At 43.3% G+C, this 21,176-nt stretch carries 18 protein-coding genes; 12 read left to right on the forward strand and 6 right to left on the reverse strand.

Annotated features, from left to right (window positions below):
- The first annotated feature begins 186 nt into the window (after positions 1–186).
- The 3 genes from E2K98_RS04370 to E2K98_RS04380 all read left to right on the forward strand — a co-directional run bounded on the left by E2K98_RS04370 (position 187) and on the right by E2K98_RS04380 (position 2,705).
- Positions 187–876, forward strand: a complete 690-nt coding sequence (locus tag E2K98_RS04370; RefSeq protein ID WP_133333048.1) for an N-acetylmannosamine-6-phosphate 2-epimerase — start codon at positions 187–189, stop codon at positions 874–876.
- Between the two features lie 75 nt (positions 877–951).
- A complete protein-coding gene (locus E2K98_RS04375; RefSeq protein ID WP_133333049.1) occupies positions 952–1,839 on the forward strand; it encodes an ROK family protein in 888 nt (295 codons plus the stop codon).
- A gap of 14 nt (positions 1,840–1,853) precedes the next feature.
- Positions 1,854–2,705: a MurR/RpiR family transcriptional regulator gene (locus E2K98_RS04380; RefSeq protein ID WP_133333050.1), complete on the forward strand. Its 852-nt coding sequence runs from the start codon at positions 1,854–1,856 to the stop codon at positions 2,703–2,705.
- 692 nt (positions 2,706–3,397) lie between these two features.
- Here E2K98_RS04380 and E2K98_RS04385 read toward each other — a convergent pair.
- Together E2K98_RS04385 and gudD are read right to left on the reverse strand one after the other, a co-directional pair.
- On the reverse strand, positions 3,398–4,099 hold the full coding sequence (locus tag E2K98_RS04385; RefSeq protein ID WP_133333051.1) for a FadR/GntR family transcriptional regulator: 702 nt from the start codon (positions 4,097–4,099) through the stop codon (positions 3,398–3,400).
- Between the two features lie 130 nt (positions 4,100–4,229).
- A complete protein-coding gene (gene gudD, locus E2K98_RS04390; protein ID WP_133333052.1) occupies positions 4,230–5,588 on the reverse strand; it encodes a glucarate dehydratase in 1,359 nt (452 codons plus the stop codon).
- 240 nt (positions 5,589–5,828) lie between these two features.
- Here gudD and kdgD point away from each other — a divergent pair, with 240 nt between their 5' ends.
- The 8 genes from kdgD to E2K98_RS04430 all read left to right on the forward strand — a co-directional run bounded on the left by kdgD (position 5,829) and on the right by E2K98_RS04430 (position 15,792).
- Positions 5,829–6,773 carry a 5-dehydro-4-deoxyglucarate dehydratase gene (gene kdgD, locus E2K98_RS04395; RefSeq protein WP_133333053.1) on the forward strand — a complete coding sequence of 315 codons (945 nt, stop codon included), beginning with the start codon at positions 5,829–5,831 and terminating at the stop codon, positions 6,771–6,773.
- The gene (gene gucD / locus E2K98_RS04400) at positions 6,774–8,237 is read left to right on the forward strand and encodes an alpha-ketoglutaric semialdehyde dehydrogenase GucD (protein ID WP_133333054.1); all 1,464 of its coding nucleotides are present in this window, start codon (positions 6,774–6,776) and stop codon (positions 8,235–8,237) included.
- A 20-nt stretch (positions 8,238–8,257) separates the two neighbouring features.
- Positions 8,258–9,787, forward strand: coding sequence for a galactarate dehydratase (gene garD / locus E2K98_RS04405; RefSeq protein ID WP_407921200.1), 1,530 nt, complete (start codon positions 8,258–8,260; stop codon positions 9,785–9,787).
- A 489-nt stretch (positions 9,788–10,276) separates the two neighbouring features.
- Complete coding sequence (locus E2K98_RS04410) at positions 10,277–11,659, forward strand: glucarate dehydratase family protein (RefSeq protein WP_407921204.1); 1,383 nt, start codon at positions 10,277–10,279, stop codon at positions 11,657–11,659.
- 232 nt (positions 11,660–11,891) lie between these two features.
- Positions 11,892–13,211, forward strand: a complete 1,320-nt coding sequence (locus E2K98_RS04415) for an MFS transporter (protein ID WP_133333057.1) — start codon at positions 11,892–11,894, stop codon at positions 13,209–13,211.
- Between the two features lie 134 nt (positions 13,212–13,345).
- A complete protein-coding gene (locus tag E2K98_RS04420; protein ID WP_133333058.1) occupies positions 13,346–14,164 on the forward strand; it encodes a sugar nucleotide-binding protein in 819 nt (272 codons plus the stop codon).
- Positions 14,165–14,281: 117 nt separating this feature from the next.
- Positions 14,282–14,770 carry a DinB family protein gene (locus E2K98_RS04425; RefSeq protein ID WP_133333059.1) on the forward strand — a complete coding sequence of 163 codons (489 nt, stop codon included), beginning with the start codon at positions 14,282–14,284 and terminating at the stop codon, positions 14,768–14,770.
- Between the two features lie 59 nt (positions 14,771–14,829).
- Positions 14,830–15,792: an NAD(P)H-dependent glycerol-3-phosphate dehydrogenase gene (locus E2K98_RS04430; protein WP_133333060.1), complete on the forward strand. Its 963-nt coding sequence runs from the start codon at positions 14,830–14,832 to the stop codon at positions 15,790–15,792.
- A 171-nt stretch (positions 15,793–15,963) separates the two neighbouring features.
- On the opposite strand, the gene E2K98_RS04435 is transcribed toward E2K98_RS04430, so the two are convergent.
- Positions 15,964–16,506, reverse strand: a complete 543-nt coding sequence (locus tag E2K98_RS04435) for a flavodoxin family protein (RefSeq protein ID WP_133333061.1) — start codon at positions 16,504–16,506, stop codon at positions 15,964–15,966.
- Between the two features lie 169 nt (positions 16,507–16,675).
- Here E2K98_RS04435 and E2K98_RS04440 point away from each other — a divergent pair, with 169 nt between their 5' ends.
- On the forward strand, positions 16,676–17,905 hold the full coding sequence (locus E2K98_RS04440; protein ID WP_133333062.1) for an ATP-binding protein: 1,230 nt from the start codon (positions 16,676–16,678) through the stop codon (positions 17,903–17,905).
- Positions 17,906–18,236: 331 nt separating this feature from the next.
- Here E2K98_RS04440 and E2K98_RS04445 read toward each other — a convergent pair whose 3' ends face one another.
- The 3 genes from E2K98_RS04445 to E2K98_RS30760 all read right to left on the reverse strand — a co-directional run bounded on the left by E2K98_RS04445 (position 18,237) and on the right by E2K98_RS30760 (position 21,073).
- Positions 18,237–18,695, reverse strand: coding sequence for a DUF2306 domain-containing protein (locus E2K98_RS04445; RefSeq protein ID WP_235824710.1), 459 nt, complete (start codon positions 18,693–18,695; stop codon positions 18,237–18,239).
- A 257-nt stretch (positions 18,696–18,952) separates the two neighbouring features.
- Positions 18,953–20,404, reverse strand: a complete 1,452-nt coding sequence (locus E2K98_RS04450; protein WP_235824711.1) for a C40 family peptidase — start codon at positions 20,402–20,404, stop codon at positions 18,953–18,955.
- 510 nt (positions 20,405–20,914) lie between these two features.
- Complete coding sequence (locus E2K98_RS30760) at positions 20,915–21,073, reverse strand: hypothetical protein (RefSeq protein ID WP_165976168.1); 159 nt, start codon at positions 21,071–21,073, stop codon at positions 20,915–20,917.
- Between the last annotated feature and the right edge of the window lie 103 nt (positions 21,074–21,176).

Consider the following 21,176-nt stretch of genomic DNA (forward strand, 5'->3'; position numbering starts at 1 on the left):
TCATCGGCGGTATGAAAGCCAAAACGCATGATGATATAGGAAAATTTGGTGTTCATCAGCGATATGAAAGCCAAAACCCATGAGGAGATAGGTAGATTTGGTGTTTATCGGATCGTCTCGCAGATCTCCACGGAAAGCAAATCAAATACAGCTATTTTTTAAATAATCAACTGGAGATGCTTTGAAATGAAGAACAAGGAAGAACTATTTGAAAAAATTAAAGGGAAACTCATCGTATCTTGTCAAGCACTTCCAGAGGAGCCGCTTCACAGCTCCTATATCATGGGAAGGATGGCGTACGCTGCGATGCTTGGCGGAGCGTGTGGGATACGCGCGAATAGCGTGGAAGATATTCGCGAAATCAAAAAAACCGTTTCCTTGCCAATCATCGGAATTATTAAACGTGTGTATGAGGGCTCGGAAGTATTTATCACCCCTACGATGGAGGAAATTGAATTGCTTTATCAAGAGGGAGTCGATATCATTGCATTAGATGCAACGAATCGGATTAGACCGGATGGCAAGACCATTCAAGAAATTTTTCCAATCATCCGTAAAAAGTACCCGGACCAAATCTTCATGGCCGATTGTTCCACCTATGAAGAAGGGGAACTAGCATATGAATTAGGCTTTGATTGTATCGGGACCACTTTAAGCGGTTATACCTCCTACACTCACGATCAGAAACTGCCTGATGTTGAGTTAATAGGGAAATTAAAAAGAGACTTTGATCTTCCGATTATCGCAGAAGGCGGGATTTGGTCCCCGGAGGATTTGAAGGCTGCTTTTGAACGAGGCGCCCATACAGCAGTTGTGGGTTCAGCGATTACGAGACCGATGGAGATCACAAAAAGGTTTATTCAAGCGATATCTTAGATACAAGCTATAAATCCCACGGGTGATTCTCGTGGGATTTATACCGCCTTAGGAAATGGGTAAAGGGTGAGAAACTTGAAAATATTAGCTGCTGATATTGGTGGAACCTCGATTAAGCTGGGAATTTCCGATGAAAAAGGAAATTTGGCTGTCTTTAAAGAATATGATACGGAAAGCAAAAAAGGCGGAAAATTTGTCGTTGAAAAGCTCATGCAAATTATATCCGAATATGATGGCTTTGATGCCATCGGAATCAGTACAGCCGGTCAGGTGGATCGAGAGCAGGGCTGCATTATTTATGCCAATGAAAATATCCCCAACTATACGGGAACGCGGTTAAAGGATCTGTTAGAAGAAAAATTTAAGGTTCCCGTTAAAGTAGAGAATGACGTGAATGCGGCTGCTTTGGGAGAACAGTATTTTGGTGCCGGCCGGGATTTTCAGGATTTTCTTTGTTTGACCTATGGAACCGGTATCGGCGGTGCCATCATTCAAAATAACGAAATTTATTCAGGATATAATGGGGTAGCGGCTGAATTTGGGCATATCTTGACCCATCCTAAAGGACTGCCGTGTAACTGCGGTGGACAAGGCTGTTATGAACAATATGCCTCCACGACCGCCTTGGTGCGGATGGCAAAAGAAGTGGATCCGGAGTGCCTGAATGGAAAAGTCATTTTTGAAAAACTTTACCACGGTGACAGCCGGATGATCGATGTGCTCAATCATTGGGTATTTGAAGTGGCTATCGGACTTACTTCGTTGGTCCACATCTTTAACCCCCGTGCAATCATCATTGGCGGCGGTGTAATGGAACAGGAAATTTTGGTGAAGATGGTGGCGGCTGAAGTACGGGAGTTAATCATGGAAAGCTTTTCCGATGTAAAAATCTTAAAAGCTTCTCTTGGAAATAAAGCTGGAATTCTTGGGGCGGTTTCGCTTCATCTGAGAAGTGGGAACTAGAAGGAGTGCTATGTATGTCAAAAGTAGATATTTTTTCATTGATTCGTTCAAACTACAATGCCTTTACGAAATCTGAAAAAAAGGTAGCCGACTATATTCTTGAACATATGCAGGATGTCATCTACATGTCGATTACCGACCTTGCGGATGCATGCAATGTCGGCGAGGCCAGTGTATTTCGATTTTGCAAAACCATGAATTTAAAAGGCTATCAGGAATTTAAAATTGCCTTAGCCCATAGTACCCAAGATGAAGAAACGCAGCAAATGTCCGGCGAAATTACTCAGCAGGATACGATCGGCGAATTAGCCTCGAAAATTTTAGCGACGAATATCAACGCGCTAACAGAAACCTCGAATCTCATTAATGAGACAGATATTTCGAAGGCAATTGATTGTTTCATTCAGGCAGACCGGATTCACTTTTTTGGCGTAGGGTCTTCGTTGATGACGGCAATGGAAGCGAAGAATAAGTTTATGAGGATCACGAATAAAACGGAATGTTCGATTGATTCCCATCTGCAAATTATGTCTGCTTCGTTAATGACAGACAGGGATGTGGCGGTTGCGATCTCCTATTCAGGATCCACGAAGGATACGATTGATGTCGCAAAGGCAGCAAAGGAAAGAGGAGCAAAAGTCATTTCGATTACCCGGTTCGCGAAATCACCCTTAACCAATTACGCAGATATTACCCTGCTTTGCGGATCAAACGAAGGACCGCTCCAAGGCGGCAGCCTCTCTGCCAAAATCTCACAGCTCTACCTGCTCGACATCCTATATGCCGAATTCTTCAGAAGAAACTACAAAGAATCAACACTCAACAAAGAAGAAACCGCAAAAGCCGTTATTGAGAAAATGCTATAAGAATTTGACAAAAATCGGGTGGTGCCTGGCACCACCCGATTTTTGCCGAACAGTAAAAAACCAGTGAGAACCGTCCCCGTGGATCTTTCGGCCAGAGTGGTGGGTAAACGAGCAAAACCGGAGTGTAAATCCACAAAAGCGGAGGGTAAAGTCACGAAACCGGTGGATAAAGGCAATATTTGCAGATTTGTAGGAAAAGCGGGGATGGAAATTTACTAAAAAGGAAATTTTCCTTTAAAAAAAGGTATTTAAGCCTGGTAGAGGCCTCTTAATGAGGAAGACTTTATCGAAGTGGAGGGTATTTCGCCCAAAGCGGATGGTAAACGAGCAAAACCGGAGTGTAAATCCACAAAAGCGGAGGGTAAAACCCTGAAACCGGTAGGTAAAAGCAAGATTTGCAGATTTGTAGGAAAAGCGGGGGGCAGGGATTTACTAAAAAAGGAAATTTCCCTTCAAAAAAAGGTATTTGAGCCTGGTAGAGGCCTCTTAATGAGGAGGACTTTATCGAAGTGGAAGGTATTTCGCCCAAAGCGGATGGTAAATGAGCAGAACCGGAGTGTAAATCCGCAAAAGTGGAGGGTAAAGTCCCAATACGGAGCGGCTCTTAAATAGGGGCTCATCTCCCCATGCTGAATATGTCCTATACATAAAAAAAATCGGGTGGCACCACCCGATTTTTTTCGAACACAACACTAATTAATTTGTGAATGTTGAAGTATTTTCTGACGGACATAGTCTAGATGCTTGTACATTTGGTTGAAGGCCTCATGTGGGTTGTGCGCTGCGAGTGCTTCGTAAATGCCTTGGTGAAAAGCTACGGTTAGGTCGCGTTCCCTGTACTGGATGAGGCTATCTGTTTTCTCATGGGTAATCAGCAGGGAGTCAATCATCCCCTCGACAATCGGATTATTTGCACTCATGGCAATAATTCGATGAAATTCCTTGTCGGCCTCACCGTAATTATTATCTTTGCTATTTTTGATGGTCTCAATGGTTTCCTGCAGTCTTGCCAGATCTTCATCCTTAATTTTTTCAGCTGCAATCGTCACAAGTCCAAGTTCAAGAGACATCCGCGCTTCAATGATGGCGGGTAAGTTATCCGTAGCCAGTGCTAACATGATTGAGAAGGGATACGACCCGACTTTATTATTAAAAAACGTACCTTCCCGCGTCTTCCGTGTAATCACACCAAGCGTTTCAAGTGAACTAAGCGCCTCGCGCAAAACCGGCCGGCTTACATCGAGTTCCTTCATCAGTTCCATTTCAGGCGGCAGTTTGTCACCCGATTTCATTTGCCCGCTGACAAGCAGCTGGACAATCTGGTCGACGACTTGTTTGGAAAGGGTATTCCTGCTTACCGATTGAACCTCTAGTTTCTTTGATGATGGTTCCAAAGTATAACACCTCTATTTGACTCCATTAATAGTCTTATTGTAATACAATTATACTGACAAATTCCCATTTATTAAATACATATTAAAAAAATAGTGCGTCCCTCGATCGAGAAACGCACCCTAAAAAAATTTATCGAACCATACAAGGCTTTTTAGGATCAAACGTCCAGTTCGGAACCAGGTATTGCATGCCAATGGCATCATCGCGGGAGCCAAGCCCTTTTTGTTGATAAAGCTGATGCGCTTTCTCGATCCGTTCCATATCAATTTCAACTCCTAGACCCGGTTTCGCAGGAACATCCACCATGCCGCCGACAATTTTGAAAGGCTCCTTGGTTAGACGCTGCCCGTCCTGCCAAATCCAGTGAGTATCAATTGCCGTGATTTTCCCAGGCGCAGCCGCTGCAACGTGGGTAAACATCGCCAGTGAAATATCAAAGTGGTTATTGGAGTGCGATCCCCATGTCAGACCCCATTCATGACACATTTGCGCAACGCGAACGGAGCCCTGCATCGTCCAAAAATGTGGATCGGCCAGAGGGATGTCCACAGACTGAAGCTGAATCGAATGCCCCATTTGCCGCCAGTCGGTGGCAATCATATTCGTTGCGGTGGGGAGTCCGGTTGCCCGTCTAAATTCTGTCATGATCTCGCGGCCGGAGAATCCGCCTTCTGCACCACAAGGATCTTCCGCATAAGCTAACACATGGTGTTGATCCCGGCAAAGTCGAATCGCGTCCTGTAATAACCAGCCGCCATTGGGATCAAGCGTAATGCGAGCCTCAGGGAAGCGCTCCGCAAGCGCCGTTACGGCTTCAATTTCTTCTTCTCCCCGTAAGACTCCGCCTTTTAATTTGAAATCATTAAATCCATAGCGCTCTCGGGCGGCTTCCGCCAAACGTACAATCGCTTCCGGTGTTAACGCTTCTTCGTGACGAAGGCGGAACCAGTCATCTTCCGCTTCCGGTGCGCTTAAATACTCAAGATCCGTTTTCTTGCGATCTCCTACATAAAATAAATACCCTAACATTTCTACCTTGTCACGCTGTTGACCTTCACCAAGAAGAGCAGCAACAGGAACCTGTAAATATTGTCCGACTAAATCAAGGAGTGAAGCTTCTAAAGCCGTAACCGCATGAATCGTGGTACGGAGGTCAAACGTTTGAAGTCCTCTTCCTGCCGAGTCTCGGTCCGCAAACTGTTTGCGAATCGTAGTTAAAATATTTTTGTATGTACCAATCGATTGTCCAATCACGAATGGTTTTGTATCTTCGAGGGTCTGGCGGATTCTTTCGCCGCCTGGAACTTCTCCAACCCCGGTATTTCCTGCATTATCCTTTAGAATCACAATGTTACGTGTGAAGTAGGGGGCATGGGCGCCGCTCAAATTAAGAAGCATGCTGTCATGTCCGGCAACGGGAACCACCAGCATTTCTGTAATAATCGGTGTACTTGTTTTTTTAGCGTCTTGAACGAATTGTGCTTCCATATCTATCACTCCTTTTAGTAGTAGAACATTTCTTACCTTCTTTCAAAAAGAGACCGGTTACAAAATAAGACTCTAGTGATAAGAAGATGCGGTAATCTATTATTTTTCTCAAATGGTAAGACAAATAAAATTGTTTGTCAATCATTTGATTTTTAAATTTCAGAAAATAAATAATTGACCGATTAATTTATTTGTCTTACAATAAAACAAACGAACAACCAAACAAAAGGAGGAACAAGGATGACGACAACACGTAAGGCTCCGACAGGAATTTTAGGATTTCCAGTTGCGCCTTTTACCGAAAACAACCAACTGAATGAAAAGGGACTTGCTACGAATATTCAATTTTTATTAGATGAAGGGCTTGAAGCGATCTTTGTAGCTTGTGGAGCTGGAGAATATCAATCAATAAGTAAAGAAGAATATGAAGCCATGATCGATGTGGCCGTATCGGTTACAGGCGGAAAGGTACCTGTGTATACAGGGGTTGGCGGCAATATTCAAACTTCTTTAGAGTTCGCGAAGATCTCGGCAGACAAAGGGGCAGATGGCTATTTGATCCTGCCTCCATATCTGGTGGCTGGGGAACAGGCAGGCTTAGCGGGTTATTTTAAAACGATTGCGGAAAGTACCGATTTAAATGCAATTGTCTACCAACGGGATCAGGTTTCTTTATCCGTTTCTGTTTTGGAAGCGCTGGCAGAAGTCCCTCAGGTCGTCGGAGTAAAAGATGGTTTAGGAGATATGGAGCTAAATACGATTCTAACCCAAACATTTGGAAAGCGGTTTAGCTGGCTGAATGGAATGCCATTAGCGGAAGTAACGATGCCGGCTTTTGTTCCACTCGGTTTTGACTCTTACTCATCAGCGATTTCGAATTACATCCCGCACATCTCGAGGAAATTTTACGAAGCGCTATTGAACGGGGAGCAGGAAGTCGTACAAGATTTATTACAACAAGTGATCTTACCTATTAATAGTATCCGCCACCAGCGCAAGGGCTATGCGGTTTCACTGATTAAAGCCGGTATGGAAATTATGGGATTGCCAGTAGGGGAAACGGTAAGACTGCCAATTCTTCCGGTAGAAAAAGAACATTATAGAGAACTAGAATCTATTTTGAACAAAGCAATCGATCTTTATCCAAAAAACATACTCGTTCAATCCATAAAAGGAGACTTATAGATGACCACAACTGTTCAAACAAAAACCTATCTTAACTATATTAACGGTGAATGGATTGCTTCAGCTTCTAATGAAGTAGAAAAAAGTATCAATCCAGCCGATAGCCAAGAAATTGTCGGCTATGTACAAAAATCAACCGAGGATGATTTGAACCGTGCGGTCAACGCCGCAAAACAAGCCAAAGAAAACTGGCGCAAACTTTCAGGCGCGGCGCGCGGCGAGTACCTCTTTAAAGCAGCTGCAATTCTTGAAAAACGGATCGATGAGATTGCTGAATGCGCAACAAGAGAAATGGGAAAAACCTTTGCCGAAACAAAAGGGGAAACCGCACGCGGGATTGCCATCCTGAAGTATTATGCAGGGGAAGGAATGCGCAAAGTAGGCGATGTGATTCCGTCCACTGATAGCACGGCCCTGATGTTTACGACTCGTGTGCCGCTTGGGGTTGTAGGGGTGATCACACCATGGAACTTCCCAATTGCGATTCCGATTTGGAAAATGGCACCGGCACTTGTATATGGAAACACCATTGTCGTCAAGCCTGCAACGGAAACCGCTGTTACCCTTGCAAAAATCATTGAGTGCTTTGAAGAAGCCGGTTTCCCTGCTGGGGTCGTGAATATGGTTACAGGACCAGGAAGTGTGATTGGACAAGGGATCGCCGATCATGAGGATATTAACGGGATTACCTTTACCGGTTCCAACGGTGTTGGAAAAAGAATTGGTCAGGCTGCCTTACAGCGCGGGGCCAAATACCAGCTGGAAATGGGCGGGAAGAACCCTGTGATTGTGGCAGCAGATGCCGATCTTGACCTCGCAGTAGAAGCCGTCATTGCCGGTGCCTTCCGTTCAACTGGTCAAAAGTGCACAGCAACTAGCCGCGTGATCGTGGAACAAGGAATTTACGAAGAATTCAAAGAAAAGCTTGTGCAAAAAACACAAGAGATTACAATTGGAAATGGACTCGACAGCACGGTATGGATGGGACCAAGTGCAAGTGAAAGCCAGCTTAACACCGTTCTATCCTACATAGAGAAAGGGCTCGAGGAAGGCGCTGAACTGCTTACTGGCGGAAAACGCGTCGTAGAAGGAGAATTGGCGAACGGCTTCTATGTTGAACCAACCATCTTTGATCACTGTACAGAGGATATGGCGATTGTACAGGAAGAAATCTTTGGACCTGTCATCGCCCTCTTGAAGGCTGAATCCGTAGAGGATGCCCTGAAGATTGCGAACAATGTGCAGTATGGATTGAGCGCTTCTATTTTTACCACAAATATTCAGAATCTGCTATCCTTCGTCAGCGATATGGAAGCAGGGTTGATTCGGGTCAATGCAGAAAGTGCCGGGGTGGAACTACAGGCGCCATTCGGAGGCATGAAAAACTCCAGCTCGCATTCCCGTGAACAAGGAGAAGCGGCAAAAGAGTTCTTTACATCGATTAAAACAGTTTTTGTTAAATAAAACACGGGAGGACCATGAACTTGAAAACGAAGGTAAAAGAAACACCTCTTTATATTCAAGTAAATGAAAAAGACAATGTCGCCATCGTCGTGAATACAGGGGGCTTAGAACCTGGGACGGTTTTCTCTTGTGGACTCCAACTGATCGACAGAATCCCTCAGGGACATAAAGTCGCTTTAACCGATATCAAGGAAGATGAAGAGATTATCCGCTATGGAGAAGTAATTGGTTATGCAGCTGCCTTCATTCAAAAAGGCAGCTGGGTGGAAGAGTCGTTAGTAAAACTGCCGGCCTCTCCTAATTTAAACGAGTTACCGATCGCCAATCAGGTTCCTGAAGCGTTGCCTCCATTAGAAGGCTATACGTTTCAAGGGTTTCGGAATCAGGATGGCAGTGCCGGAACCAAGAATATTTTAGGAATTACCACAAGTGTTCAATGTGTGGTCGGCGTTCTTGATTTTGTCGTTCGAAAAATAAAGGCAGAGATTTTACCGAAGTATCCGAATGTGGATGATGTCGTGGCCTTAAATCATAGCTATGGATGCGGCGTGGCGATCAATGCCCCTGAAGCTGAGATTCCAATTCGAACGATTACCAACCTAGCCAAACACCCGAACTTTGGGGGAGAAGCAATGGTCATTGGTCTGGGATGTGAGAAGCTCTCACCAATTCGAATCACTCCGGAGCGGAATGAAGCCGATATCCTCTCGCTTCAAGATCAGCAGGGGATGATGGGCATGGTTCAATCGATTATGGAGATGGCGGAAGAAAGATTAATCCGACTAAATAGAAGAAAACGGGAAACCTGTCCGGTTTCGGATCTAGTCATCGGCCTGCAATGCGGGGGAAGTGACGCCTTCTCAGGTGTCACCGCGAATCCAGCGGTTGGCTATGCAGCCGATTTATTGGTTCGGGCCGGGGCGACGGTATTATTTTCAGAGGTAACAGAAGTACGCGATGCGATTCATCTATTAACACCGCGGGCGGTCAATGAAGAAGTAGGAAATGCGTTAATTCGTGAAATGGAATGGTATGATCAGTATCTGTCCAAAGGAGAAGTAGACCGATCGGCGAATCCGTCTCCAGGGAATAAAAAGGGTGGATTAGCCAATGTCGTGGAGAAATCATTGGGTTCGATTGCCAAGTCAGGGAAAAGTCCGATTTCCGGCGTCCTTGCACCTGGTGAGAAGGCAACTGAAAAAGGGTTGATTTTTGCCGCCACACCTGCCAGTGATTTTGTCTGTGGAACCTTACAGCTCGCTTCCGGGATGCATCTTCAAGTGTTTACAACGGGAAGAGGAACGCCATACGGACTGGCCATGGCCCCCGTCGTGAAGGTGGCTACCCGTAACGCTTTGGCAGAGCATTGGGACGATTTGATTGATATCAATGCCGGCACGATTGCTACAGGAGAAAGAACGATCGAAGAAGTTGGCTGGGAGATTTTCCACTTTATTTTGGAAGTGGCAAGCGGTCAGAAGAAAACATGGACGGAGCATTGGGGATTGCACAATGACTTAGCCTTGTTTAATCCAGCTCCGATTACATGATCCTTAGAAAATCTCTGTTTATAGGCGACAATTCGGTCTTTCATCAACCTGTTTTGTCGCCAATGAGTCTAATAGGAGACACTTTGGGGGGAATCCCCCTGAAATGGTCGCCAAAAATAGCTATTTTCATAGATTTACTTAAAAAAAGTACACATTCAAAAAGATTTATCTGCGGAAAATGAACATTTATCTGCGTTGCTGGGGCATTTATCTGCGATACTATACGTTTTATCTGCGATACTCAGCCTTTTATCTGTGAAGCTTTAAAAAGCAAACATTTTTTAGAAATGAGTCCGGATGCGCTAAATTGATAGCGCTGTCACACAACTTTTTGAAAAGCAGTTTTTTACTAAAAAGAAGAAAGGTTGATTTCCGCTTCAGGATGCTCGCTTTCCGCGGGACAGGTGAACACCTTCTGCTCCAATCAACATCGCACATAACTTTTTAACAACACCAATCTTTTAGAAAACAGCCTTTTGAAAAAAATGTATAAGTGAATCAAGCCAGGAAGGATGGTATGGAATGAGAAGACAAGGATCCCCCATCATTACAGATATGAAAGTGATCCCCGTTGCCGGATATGATAGTGCACTACTTACCCTAAGCGGCTGTCATGGACCCTTTTTTACCCGTAATATTGTGATCTTAGAAGATGAAACGGGAAATAAGGGAATCGGTGAGATTCATGGCGGCGAAGACATTACGAGAATGCTAGAAAGCTATCGCCCGTTTGTAGTTGGCCAAGAAATTGCCAACTATCGAGCTTGCCTTACGGCCATAAGAAGCGGAGGCTTAAGTGTAAAAGGGGACTCTGGTGAAGGGTTACAAGGATTAAACTTAGCCAATTTGAAATTTGTCGTCCAGGCAGAAGCAGCAGTCGAATGCGCGATGATGGACTTACTTGGAAAATTCGTGAACCAGCCCATCGCGGCTCTCCTGGGCGATGGAGGTCTGCAGCGGACAGAAGTTCCGTTCCTAGGCTATCTATTCTATATCGCGGATAGCGAAAAAATGAATCTGCCTTATTTACGCGAAACCGAATGGAAGGATGACTGGGATCGTGTAAGACGAATGGAAACCTTAACCGCTGAGGGAATTGTTTCACAAGCAAAAGCAGCACATAGCCGTTATGGATTTACCAATTTCAAATTAAAAGGCGGGGTCTTGAGCGGCGACGAAGAAATGGAAGCAATTCAAGCGTTACATGAAGCCTTCCCTGAGGCAAGAATCAACCTAGATCCAAACGGGGCTTGGTCCTTAGAAGAAGCCATAAGGCTTTGCAAAGGAAAACATGATATTCTTGCCTATATTGAAGACCCATGCGGTCCTGAAGCTGGATTCTCCAGCCGTGAGATTATGGCTGAATTCAAAGATGCAACGGGGCTGCCGGTTGCGACCAATATGATTGCGACCAATTGGCGCCAATTCCATCATGCCGCTGCACTTCGAGCTGTGGATATTGTGTTAGCCGACCCTCACTTCTGGACATTAAATGGAAGCATTCGGATGGCTTATTTATTGAAGGACTGGGGGTTAACATGGGGGTCCCACTCCAATAACCACTTTGATATTACCTTAGCAGCGTTTGCGCAGGTTGCAGCTGCGGCACCAGGAAATATCTCGCCGATCGATACCCACTATATTTGGCAGGATGGTCAAGAATTATGTGACAATCCGATGCAAATAAGAGATGGAGTCATTAAACTGCCTGATTTACCTGGTCTGGGTGTCGAAATCAATATGGATAAGGTTATGAAAGCAAATGAATTATATCATCGATTACCGTACCATGATCGGGATGATACCATTTCGATGCAATACCTCATTAAAGATTGGCAATACCACTCCAAGAAACCATGTTTGGTGAGATAAAGAATGAAAAAACGATTGAACTGAAATCATATTCTGGTAAAAAAGTACAATGTTGATTGGAGCGGAAGGCACGAAGACTCCTGTGGGAGTACGGGACAGGGGAGACCCCGCAGGAGCGAAGCGACGAGGAGGCTCCCCGAACCGCCCACGGAAAGCGAAGTGCCTGGAGCGGTATTTCAACCATCCATAAATAATAGTAGATTCGTGTTTTCAAAGAATAGGAGGAAAGTTAATGAATAATAGCAGTGCTCAACGGATAAGCCCTGAGGGTCAGAACCTTAAACAATCCAAAGTCCGGTATTTGATCCTTACCATGTTATTTATCGTTACGATTATTAACTATATCGACCGTTCTGCTCTTGGTATCGCTGCTCCCGTCATGCGAGAAGACCTCGCTTTTGACGCGGTAAAAATGGGAATTGCCTTTTCCGCCTTTAACTGGGCGTACACGATTTTTAACATCCCAGGCGGGTGGCTGCTGGATCGATTTGGCGCTCGAAATGTTTATGGAATTGCCTTATTATTATGGTCCGCTTGTACGTTTTTCCAAGGATTTATTACTACATTAGTTGGATTATTCATTTTAAGATTTTTAGTGGGTATAACAGAAGCTCCATCCTTTCCAGGAAACAGCCGATTAACCACTATGTGGTTTCCGCAGCATGAACGTGGAAGAGCTGTATCGATTTATAACTCCGCACAATTTTTTGGATTAGCACTTTTTACACCGGTTATGACATGGATTTTAAAAGATTTCGGCTGGAGTCATGTATTCTGGGTATCAGGTGGAGCAGGAATCGTGATGGCAATCCTATGGTTTAAGTTTGTCCGTGAACCTTATAATCATCCACGTGTCAATCAAGCAGAAATTGATTATATTAACTCAGGCGGGGGACTCGCCAATGAAGAAGTAAAACGCAAATGGAAATGGTCTGATGTCCGCTTATTGTTGACTAATAGACAAATGGCTGGAATTTATATTGGTCAGTACGCAATGAATACGATTGTATGGTTTTTCTTAACTTGGTTCCCTACGTATCTTGTAGAGGAGAAGGGCTTGACACTCATTCAAACAGGTTTTGCAGCATCGATTCCGTATGTGGGAGCATTTTTTGGAGGGCTTTTCGGAGGATTTATTTCTGACGCCATATTGAAAAGAGGAAAATCACTCGCTGTGGCACGTAAAACTCCAATCATTGCGGGATTTCTTTTGTCAAGCAGTATCGTATTGGCGAACTACACTTCAAATATTTCGATTATTATCATTATTATGACGGTTTCCTTTTTCGCAAAAGGGATGGCAGGGATTACTTGGTCCCTTGTCGGTGATATGGCACCGAAAGAATTGGTTGGTTTAACCGGCGGTATCTTCAATACGATCGGGAATACGGCAGGAATTGTTACACCATTAGTAATCGGATTGATCTTTGCTAAAACCCATTCCTTTAACGGCGCCCTCATCTTTGTCGCCAGCATCATGTTGATCGGAGCCCTATCCTACATCTTCATCGTAAACAAACCGGAAAGACTTGAATTAGCAGATAAAAAATAATCATTTTCGACAAAAATCGGGTGGTGCCTGTCACCACCCGATTTTTGTCGAACAGTATAGTTGCAAATCGCGTATCTTTTTACTGTATTCAATCGTTTAATTATAAAAGCATGTTGATGAATGGGGGAAGTACGATGGAAAAGGTTCTTATTCTTGGTGCGAGTGGTCTTGTTGGGAGAGCTTTAACGGATGAATTGAGGGATGGTTTTGACGTATATGGAACTTATTCAACAACGTTACCCAGTCTCCCTGATGGTAAGCAGTTTCAATTGGAAGTGAAGCAAACCGATAAGCTAAAGGAAATCATCCGTGCAATCAAACCTGGCATAGTGATATCTTGCCTTAGAGGAGACTATGATCATCAGCTCATGTTTCATAAAGAATTGGCTGAAGAGTTACGCAATGAGAATGGTCGTTTGTATTTCTTTTCTACCACAAATGTATTTGATGGCGACTATACTAGACCCTACACCGAAACAGATCTACCTTTTTCCCAATCCGAATATGGATCCTTCAAAATTGAATGCGAAAAGATGCTGAAGGAAATTTTAGTCGAGCGAGCAAACATTATCCGGATTCCAGCGATATGGGGGAAGGATTCTCCAAGATACAATGCAATCAAAGAAAGTATAAAGAGTCAAAAAATGATCGATGTGTACAGCAATCTCGTTTGTAACAATCTTTTAGATATTCAGTTAGCCAAGCAACTTCGATTCATTATGGAAAATAAGCTAAAAGGGATTTTTCACTTAGGTTCAGTGGATCGGATGACGCAAGGTCAATTTTATGAACAGATAACAAGCAAACTAGAACTAGACTTGAGCCTATTACGAACCCACTTGTTTCAGGATAAGGCCGACACTTTTTATTTTGCATTGAAGTCAAATCGAAAGGATATGCCATGCTCTCTTCAAAGTACTAATATGGATATTATATCTTACCTGCTGGGATAAATGGGGTTGCAGATCGCAGCCCCTATTTGATTGACCTGACGTAGAAGCGAAGTAGGAGAAGGTATTTTTTTACACATATTGAATATGTAATAGTATTCCTTGAAAGTGGGTGGCATGATGAATCAAAACGAATATGAATGGGTCCGACAAACCCGCGGCACACTATTAGACTTTTGTGCGCAACTAAATCCCAAGGATTTTACTCACCAACATGGCTTCGCTTTGCAAAGTGTACGGGACACATTGATACATATAGCAGATTGTTACTATGCATGGCTAGGCTCATTTGTATTAGAAAAGACAAAGAAGCCGATTACTCCAAAGGAGAAACGGGATCAATTTAATTTGGAAAAAATAAAGGACCGTTTCGAACAGGTAGATTCGATTGTAAATGAGGTATTTGAACTTCCTAGAAATCAATTAAATGAGATGATGGAAAAAAAGATCCCTTGGAGAGAGGCACCAGAAACGCTATCCATCACAACCGGAAAATTGCTCATGCATACCATTACACATGAATTCCATCACAAGGGGCAAATTGTCGCCATGTTACGCCAAATGGGGTATGAACCCCCGAACACCGATGTATTAGGGACAGAAGATTAAGGGTTTTAGTTTTTTACAAGTAAGGATGGATAAATTTTAAAAAAGCTGAGGGTGAAATCGTGAATATTTCGGTTTTAGGTTGTGGACGTTGGGGAACCTTTTTGGCCTGGTACACGAATAAAGTTGGACACAATGTTCAATTATGGGGCAGAGAAAACTCCAGAAATTTCATTGGATTAAAGGAAAGCAGAAGAAATGATTACCTGTCATTACCAGAAGAGATCGAACTGACGAATTCATTGGAAAAGGCCGTATCATTTGCTGAAATCATCATCATTTCCATTAGTGCACAAGAATTACGCTCATTTGCAACACGATTAAGCTCGCTAAATGAAATACAAGGCAAAACATTTGTTTTATGCATGAAAGGATTAGAGGCGGAAAGCGGAAAAAGACTTTCTCAAGTATTTGGGGAAGAAGTCGGGAAAAATGTAAATCTAGCCGTATGGGTAGGGCCTGGACATGTACAGGATTTTGTGAATCATATTCCAAATTGTATGGTGATCGGTTCTGACAATATTGAAGTAACGAAAAAAATAGTCCAAGAATTGAACAGTGATTTAATTCGGTTCTACTATGGGCAAGACTTGATTGGAAATGAAATTGGGGCTGCGGCAAAAAATGTGATGGGAATCGCTGCAGGAATGTTGGATGGATTACATTATAGCAGTTTAAAAGGTTCACTAATGGCAAGGGGAGCAAGGGAAATCTCTCGTCTCGTCAGGGCAATGGGTGGAAATGATGTAACGGTATATGGATTAAGTCATCTAGGAGACTATGAAGCAACATTATTTTCAGATCATAGTCATAATCGAAAATTTGGACAGGCATTAGTGGAAGGAAAAAAGTTTGGGAAATTAGCAGAAGGTGTTGCAACCATAAAGGCATTAAGAACATTATCCATTCAATATGACGTTCAACTTCCGATTAGTCAGGCATTATATGAGATCATATTTGAAAGTAAAAATGCGGAAGAAACCTTAAAGGATTTATTTTTAAGACCTGTGAAATTTGAGTTTTAACCATATCTTTTTCATGATGATTCAAGGTTACGACGGCTTATAAATAGGCTGTTTCGGCACGATTGTTGTTTTTTCGAAAAGAACCTTTAAATAAGAACCCTAAGATTATCCTAAATCAAGGCAAGCACGCGTATTGTGCTTGCCTTTTACTTTGAAACGCAGCTTTTCAAGTTAGTTTTTAAGCTTCAATTGAAGCTGTTCAGCAGCATATAAGGCAGTTTTGTCCTGCTGGATATCCCCAGGCTTATTGCCCTCACCAATCACATACCCGGCAAACTCCATCCCCATAAAATCAAAAATATGCTTGAATTGCTGGATCATCGGCAACCCCTTCAAGTACGGATTATCCCCGCCAACAGCCACCACATAGGCCTTCTTCGCAGCCATCTGCTTTTTAAAGTCAGGATACTTCGCATCCCGCATCGAATGTGACCAGCGATCAATGAAGTTCTTCATCGTCCCCGACATACTGTACCAATAAACCGGCGTCGCAAAAATCAACGTGTCATGCTCTAAAACCCGATCCATCACAGCATTATAGTCATCGCCGCGATCTTGGAATCCGGCTTCATCATGGCGCGCATCCTCAATCGGCAAAATCGAAAAATCCCTCAAGTTGATTCTCTCCACATCCAACCCGCGAATCGCATGCTCGGTCAGTGCTTCCGTATTCCCATTTGGACGAGTTCCCCCGTAAAGAACCGCAATTGACATCTGTTCCATCTCCTTTATAAATGGATTTCCCTTCCATCATACCAAAAATTAACCGAAACTCACCAAGCTGTGCTCGAATCGACAAAAACATACATAAAACTACCATTACCACCAAATTTCCCATAAGTGATATAATTTAAGAAAAAGAGAATCGTAAGAGGGCAAGGCCATGAGGAAATCAGGACAAATCACGCTCGTAGGTATTTCGCTATTATTTACTTTATTTCAAAAAATGTATCACCAACAAGTATTTTTCACCCTTGATTTTTTGATTTTCACCGTGATTGCATGGATCGTGGGCTATCAATATGACAAGGCACGTTTTTTTGCCAAAAAGGTCCGGGAGAGTGAGTGCAGCTATAAAAAACTCATCGATTCTTTGCCGAACCCCGTTTACATTTTAAGTGACCAAAAACTACTTTATGTCAACCAAGCCGTTGTCAGGACAGCAGGAGTAAAAAGCAAGGAAGAACTGATTGGGAAATCAATTTTTGATTTTATCGTCCCAGAATATCAAGAACGTGCACAAGAACGGTACAAACAGATTAATAAAGAAAAACAACCGGTCAACACCATCGAATACAAGGCAAAACGTCTAGACGGTTCAACCTTTTTCTTTGAAGTCTCTTCTATGTACATAGTGTTTGGCGGGAAAGAGGCCGTGCTTTGCATTGGAAAGGACATCTCCGAACGCAAAGAAGAAACGGAACAGCTGCTGCAAAAATCCGAAAAACTCGCTCTTCTCGGGCAAATGGCAGCCGGGATTGCCCACGAAATCCGCAATCCACTCACATCCATCCGCGGCTTTATCCAGCTGTTCAAGTCTGGGGAAACGCACCCGGATTACTTTGATATTGTCCTCTCAGAGCTTGACCGGATTAACAGCATCGTCGGCGAATTCCTCGTTCTTGCTAAACCAACTGCCGCGGTTTTTATTGAAAAAGATGTGAAAAATTTAATCAAAGACGTCGTCACCCTGATCAATAACCAGTCGATTTTGAATAATGTCCAGATTTATGTCGAGTTTGACAGCGACCTGCCGAAGGTGATGTGCGAGGAGAATCAGCTGAAGCAAGTGTTTCTCAACCTGCTGAAGAATGCGATTGAGGCGATGCCCACCGGCGGCCAAATCGACGTGAAGGTCAAGCAAAAGGAAGACGGCAAGATTTCGATTCAGATCATCGACCAGGGCGTAGGGATTCCCGAAGACCGGATCCCGACACTCGGCGAGCCGTTTTACACCACAAAGGAAAAAGGCACCGGTCTCGGCCTGATGACCTGTTACAAAATCATCGAAAACCATAGCGGAGAAATTAAGATTACGAGTGTAGTAGAAGAGGGGACAACGGTGGAAATCACGCTGCCGACGGTCACGCAGCCGTTGTTGGTGGTGTCGTAAGGGAATCACGGCTCTAGATTACATAAATAATTTGGATTTATGGTCCTTTTTTAGAGTTTTATGTTCCCTTTGCAGCAATATATGTTCCAATCGAATTTTTTCCATTCAAAAAGCCAGGCGGATGTCTGGCTTAGGTCACTTCTTCCTTGAATTTTAATGCATTAGACCATTTTTTGAGGAATCTCACCCTTTTTAATTCCCTTTTTCAGAAGGCATTCTACCTTGTGTTCCATTCCAATCACTTTATGCTCTGTTTTCCTCGTATATGTTCCATTTACTGCAATATATGTTCCAAACCATCCATCTTAAGTACCGATCTTTTTATTGATTGTTATCTCCGCCTAGGCCGATACCGGCGCCCAACCATCATAATCAGCGGAGTCCCCACAACCGTCGGTAAGAACCAAAACACCAAAACAGGCCACTCATTCAACACAGGAATCCTCGGGACATTCACCACCAACGTCGCCGTCACAATCCCAATATACGACCCCAGCATCCCCCCGATATGTGCACCTAACCAATTCTTCCACTTCCGCTTAACCGCCACATACCCATACAAAGCAAGACCATAAGAAAACAACGCAATATAAAACAAATACTGACTCTCCTGCCAATGAAGCACAGACATCACCAATGCCGTCATAAACACCAAAACATACGACCCATGATAAACCTCACCAGACATCGTATGCCGGCCCTTCCTCTTCCTCGCAAACATGGCCAGCAACCCACTAACTAAACAAACCGCACCCGTCACAATATGCGTCACTAAAAACACAGAAAACACCCAACATCCCCCCAAACCAATCCATAAGCTAGAAAAATACCAATAACCACGACAAATCATCTTATGAAAAAGAACCCATCCACATTCCCACTAGCTTTCCAAGTGTCAAAAACCGGGCTTCAACCTGAAGAAGGATAGAAGTGGGGAACCAAGACTAACCCAACAATCTAGGCCTAGCAAATATAACGAAGGCAGCGAAAATCTCACGATTTTCATCAAAAAAACCAGCCCCCTTAAATGAGGACTGGCTATGCAAATCAATAGAATCTTTTAAAACTAGCAAAATGCTCTTTGAAATAAGAGATGCTTAGGCTGGAAGTGGCAATACCACGATCTGGATCGGCGTGGATGAATTGATTATTCCCGATGTAGATTCCGACATGGGAGATGCCACTTTTATAGGTATTTTCAAAGAATACAAGATCGCCGGCTTTCGGCTTATCCACATAATAAGAACGGTTGTAATAGCCATCGGCTGTTAAGCGGCCGATTTCGATGCCAGCCTGGTTGGCGACATAATAAATAAAGCCGCTGCAATCAAAGCCCGACGGAGTGCTGCCGCCCCAGACATACGGGATGCCCATTAGGCTTTTCGCCGTGCTGACGATTTTGGCCGATACATCGCCACTTGAGGAAGGCGTCTGTGTCTGAGTCTGTGTCTGGTTTTCGGTCTGAGTCGACTCTGTTACAGATACAGAAGAACCCTTAATCTTTAATTTCTGTCCGACATAAATCCGGTCGGAACTGAGGTGGTTCAATGTCTTCAATTCGGCAACCGTCATCCCGGCTCTAGACGCAATCCCGCCTAAAGTGTCGCCGCCTTTCACGATATAATCCGTCGCATCTGCCGGAGGTGTTTGTGGTTGATCAGGCTCCACAGAGGGCTTGTCCTGATGTGTAGGTGGTTCAGCAGCAACAGGCTTCCCGGTTACTTTCAGCTTTTGACCAACTCGAATTAAATTGGATTTCAAGCCATTAAGTGACTTCAACTCTGCCAAACTCAACCCAAATTGCTTGGCAATCTTGCCTAGTGTATCACCGGATTTGACTGTATAGGTGGACACGTTTTGATTCGTTGAAGTGGTCGTAGTGGTGGTCTGCGCCTTACCAGGAACCTTCAACTTTTGACCAACATAAATCCGATCAGACTTCAAGTTGTTTAACTTTTTTAATTCCGAAACAGTTGTTCTATATTTCACTGCAATCTTACTCAAACTGTCGCCACTTTGTACAACGTATGTAGACGTAGTGGTTTTGGAAGGAGTGGACTGCTTCTTATCATCCGACACTGTTGTATAGGTTGCACTCGATGATCCTGAAACCTTCAACACCTGGCCAGGATAAATGATCGTGCTATTAAGCGCATTCCATAGCTTTAAATCCCCAACGCTTACATCATATTTATTGGCAATCTTAATCAAGGCATCTCCACTTTTAACGGTATACGTCTTTACAGGGGAGGATGTCTTCGTAACAGTAGTCGTTTTTACCTTTGTGTCTGGGAGCTTAAGTTTCTGGTTGATTTGTAGAAAATCTGATTTTAAACCATTCAATGCCATTAAGGTGTGTACACTGGTGTTATATTTCGAGGCAATATGTGATAGGTTGTCACCCTTTTTGACTGTATATGTACTAGCGTGTGCCGTCCCTGCGTAAACTGCTGATAAAACCGCCGCTGTCGAAACCGCACGGACTATTGTTTTCTTCATTGAGTCCATTCACCTCTCCATTTTTTCATTCTTGCAAATATTCTATCATATTTTGCTAGTGTTTCGGGGCAAAAAATTGAAAAAGATGACAAATGAGGCAAGATTTTGCGGAAAAGACGGGTGGAATTTGAAAATCGTAGGGGAATATGGTAAAAATATAAAAACACTAAAGCAGGATCGACAATACTACTGTTATTATTCATTGTTGATTTTCGTGTAATATGAGAATTCATAGGCGGAGAATTTCCGGCTAATGTATATAAAGAAAGTTTAAGAGGCAGATTTAAGCGGAGATATTCCGATTAACTGCTCTAAATAAGACAAAATCCAAAGATTTGGATCATATAAACGGAAATACTTCCTTTATTTTTAAGGAAATATGGGTATTTCCCAATTTAAACGGAATTTTACCGTTTATTTTTTAAATACAGTGAAATCAACATTCAGTTATAACATAGCCAAACAAAAAAAGATAACAGGATATCGTTTACGGGCGACCCCATTATCTTATTAACTGACCATCATATTTTTCAGTTCTGTTTCTAAGTCTTCTAATAACTTATGTACAGTTAAATTTCTGTCTTTCAAGCCCTTTTCATATGCCTTCTTGATAATCTCTGAAAAGGCACTTTGCTCCTCCGAGCGGAAGTTTTTCTCCTTACTTTCCACGATCTTTGCACGCCTCCTATAGTCATCCTAATTACCTATTTTATTACTAAATTATTGAAATGTAAATAGTTTACAAGTCGGAAATTGGGTGAATTTTTCGAAA

This window comes from Bacillus salipaludis (assembly GCF_004358205.1).

Bases quoted from the DNA above. Each gene is read 5' to 3' on its own strand.
- E2K98_RS04425 (WP_133333059.1), top strand. From the start codon at position 14,282: ATGAATCAAAACGAATATGAATGGGTCCGACAAACCCGCGGCACACTA.
- E2K98_RS04370 (WP_133333048.1), top strand. From the start codon at position 187: ATGAAGAACAAGGAAGAACTATTTGAAAAAATTAAAGGGAAACTCATC.
- kdgD (WP_133333053.1), top strand. From the start codon at position 5,829: ATGACGACAACACGTAAGGCTCCGACAGGAATTTTAGGATTTCCAGTT.
- E2K98_RS04380 (WP_133333050.1), top strand. From the start codon at position 1,854: ATGTCAAAAGTAGATATTTTTTCATTGATTCGTTCAAACTACAATGCC.
- E2K98_RS04450 (WP_235824711.1), bottom strand. From the start codon at position 20,404: ATGAAGAAAACAATAGTCCGTGCGGTTTCGACAGCGGCGGTTTTATCA.
- E2K98_RS04440 (WP_133333062.1), top strand. From the start codon at position 16,676: ATGAGGAAATCAGGACAAATCACGCTCGTAGGTATTTCGCTATTATTT.
- gucD (WP_133333054.1), top strand. From the start codon at position 6,774: ATGACCACAACTGTTCAAACAAAAACCTATCTTAACTATATTAACGGT.
- E2K98_RS04420 (WP_133333058.1), top strand. From the start codon at position 13,346: ATGGAAAAGGTTCTTATTCTTGGTGCGAGTGGTCTTGTTGGGAGAGCT.
- E2K98_RS04435 (WP_133333061.1), bottom strand. From the start codon at position 16,506: ATGTCAATTGCGGTTCTTTACGGGGGAACTCGTCCAAATGGGAATACG.
- gudD (WP_133333052.1), bottom strand. From the start codon at position 5,588: ATGGAAGCACAATTCGTTCAAGACGCTAAAAAAACAAGTACACCGATT.
- E2K98_RS04415 (WP_133333057.1), top strand. From the start codon at position 11,892: ATGAATAATAGCAGTGCTCAACGGATAAGCCCTGAGGGTCAGAACCTT.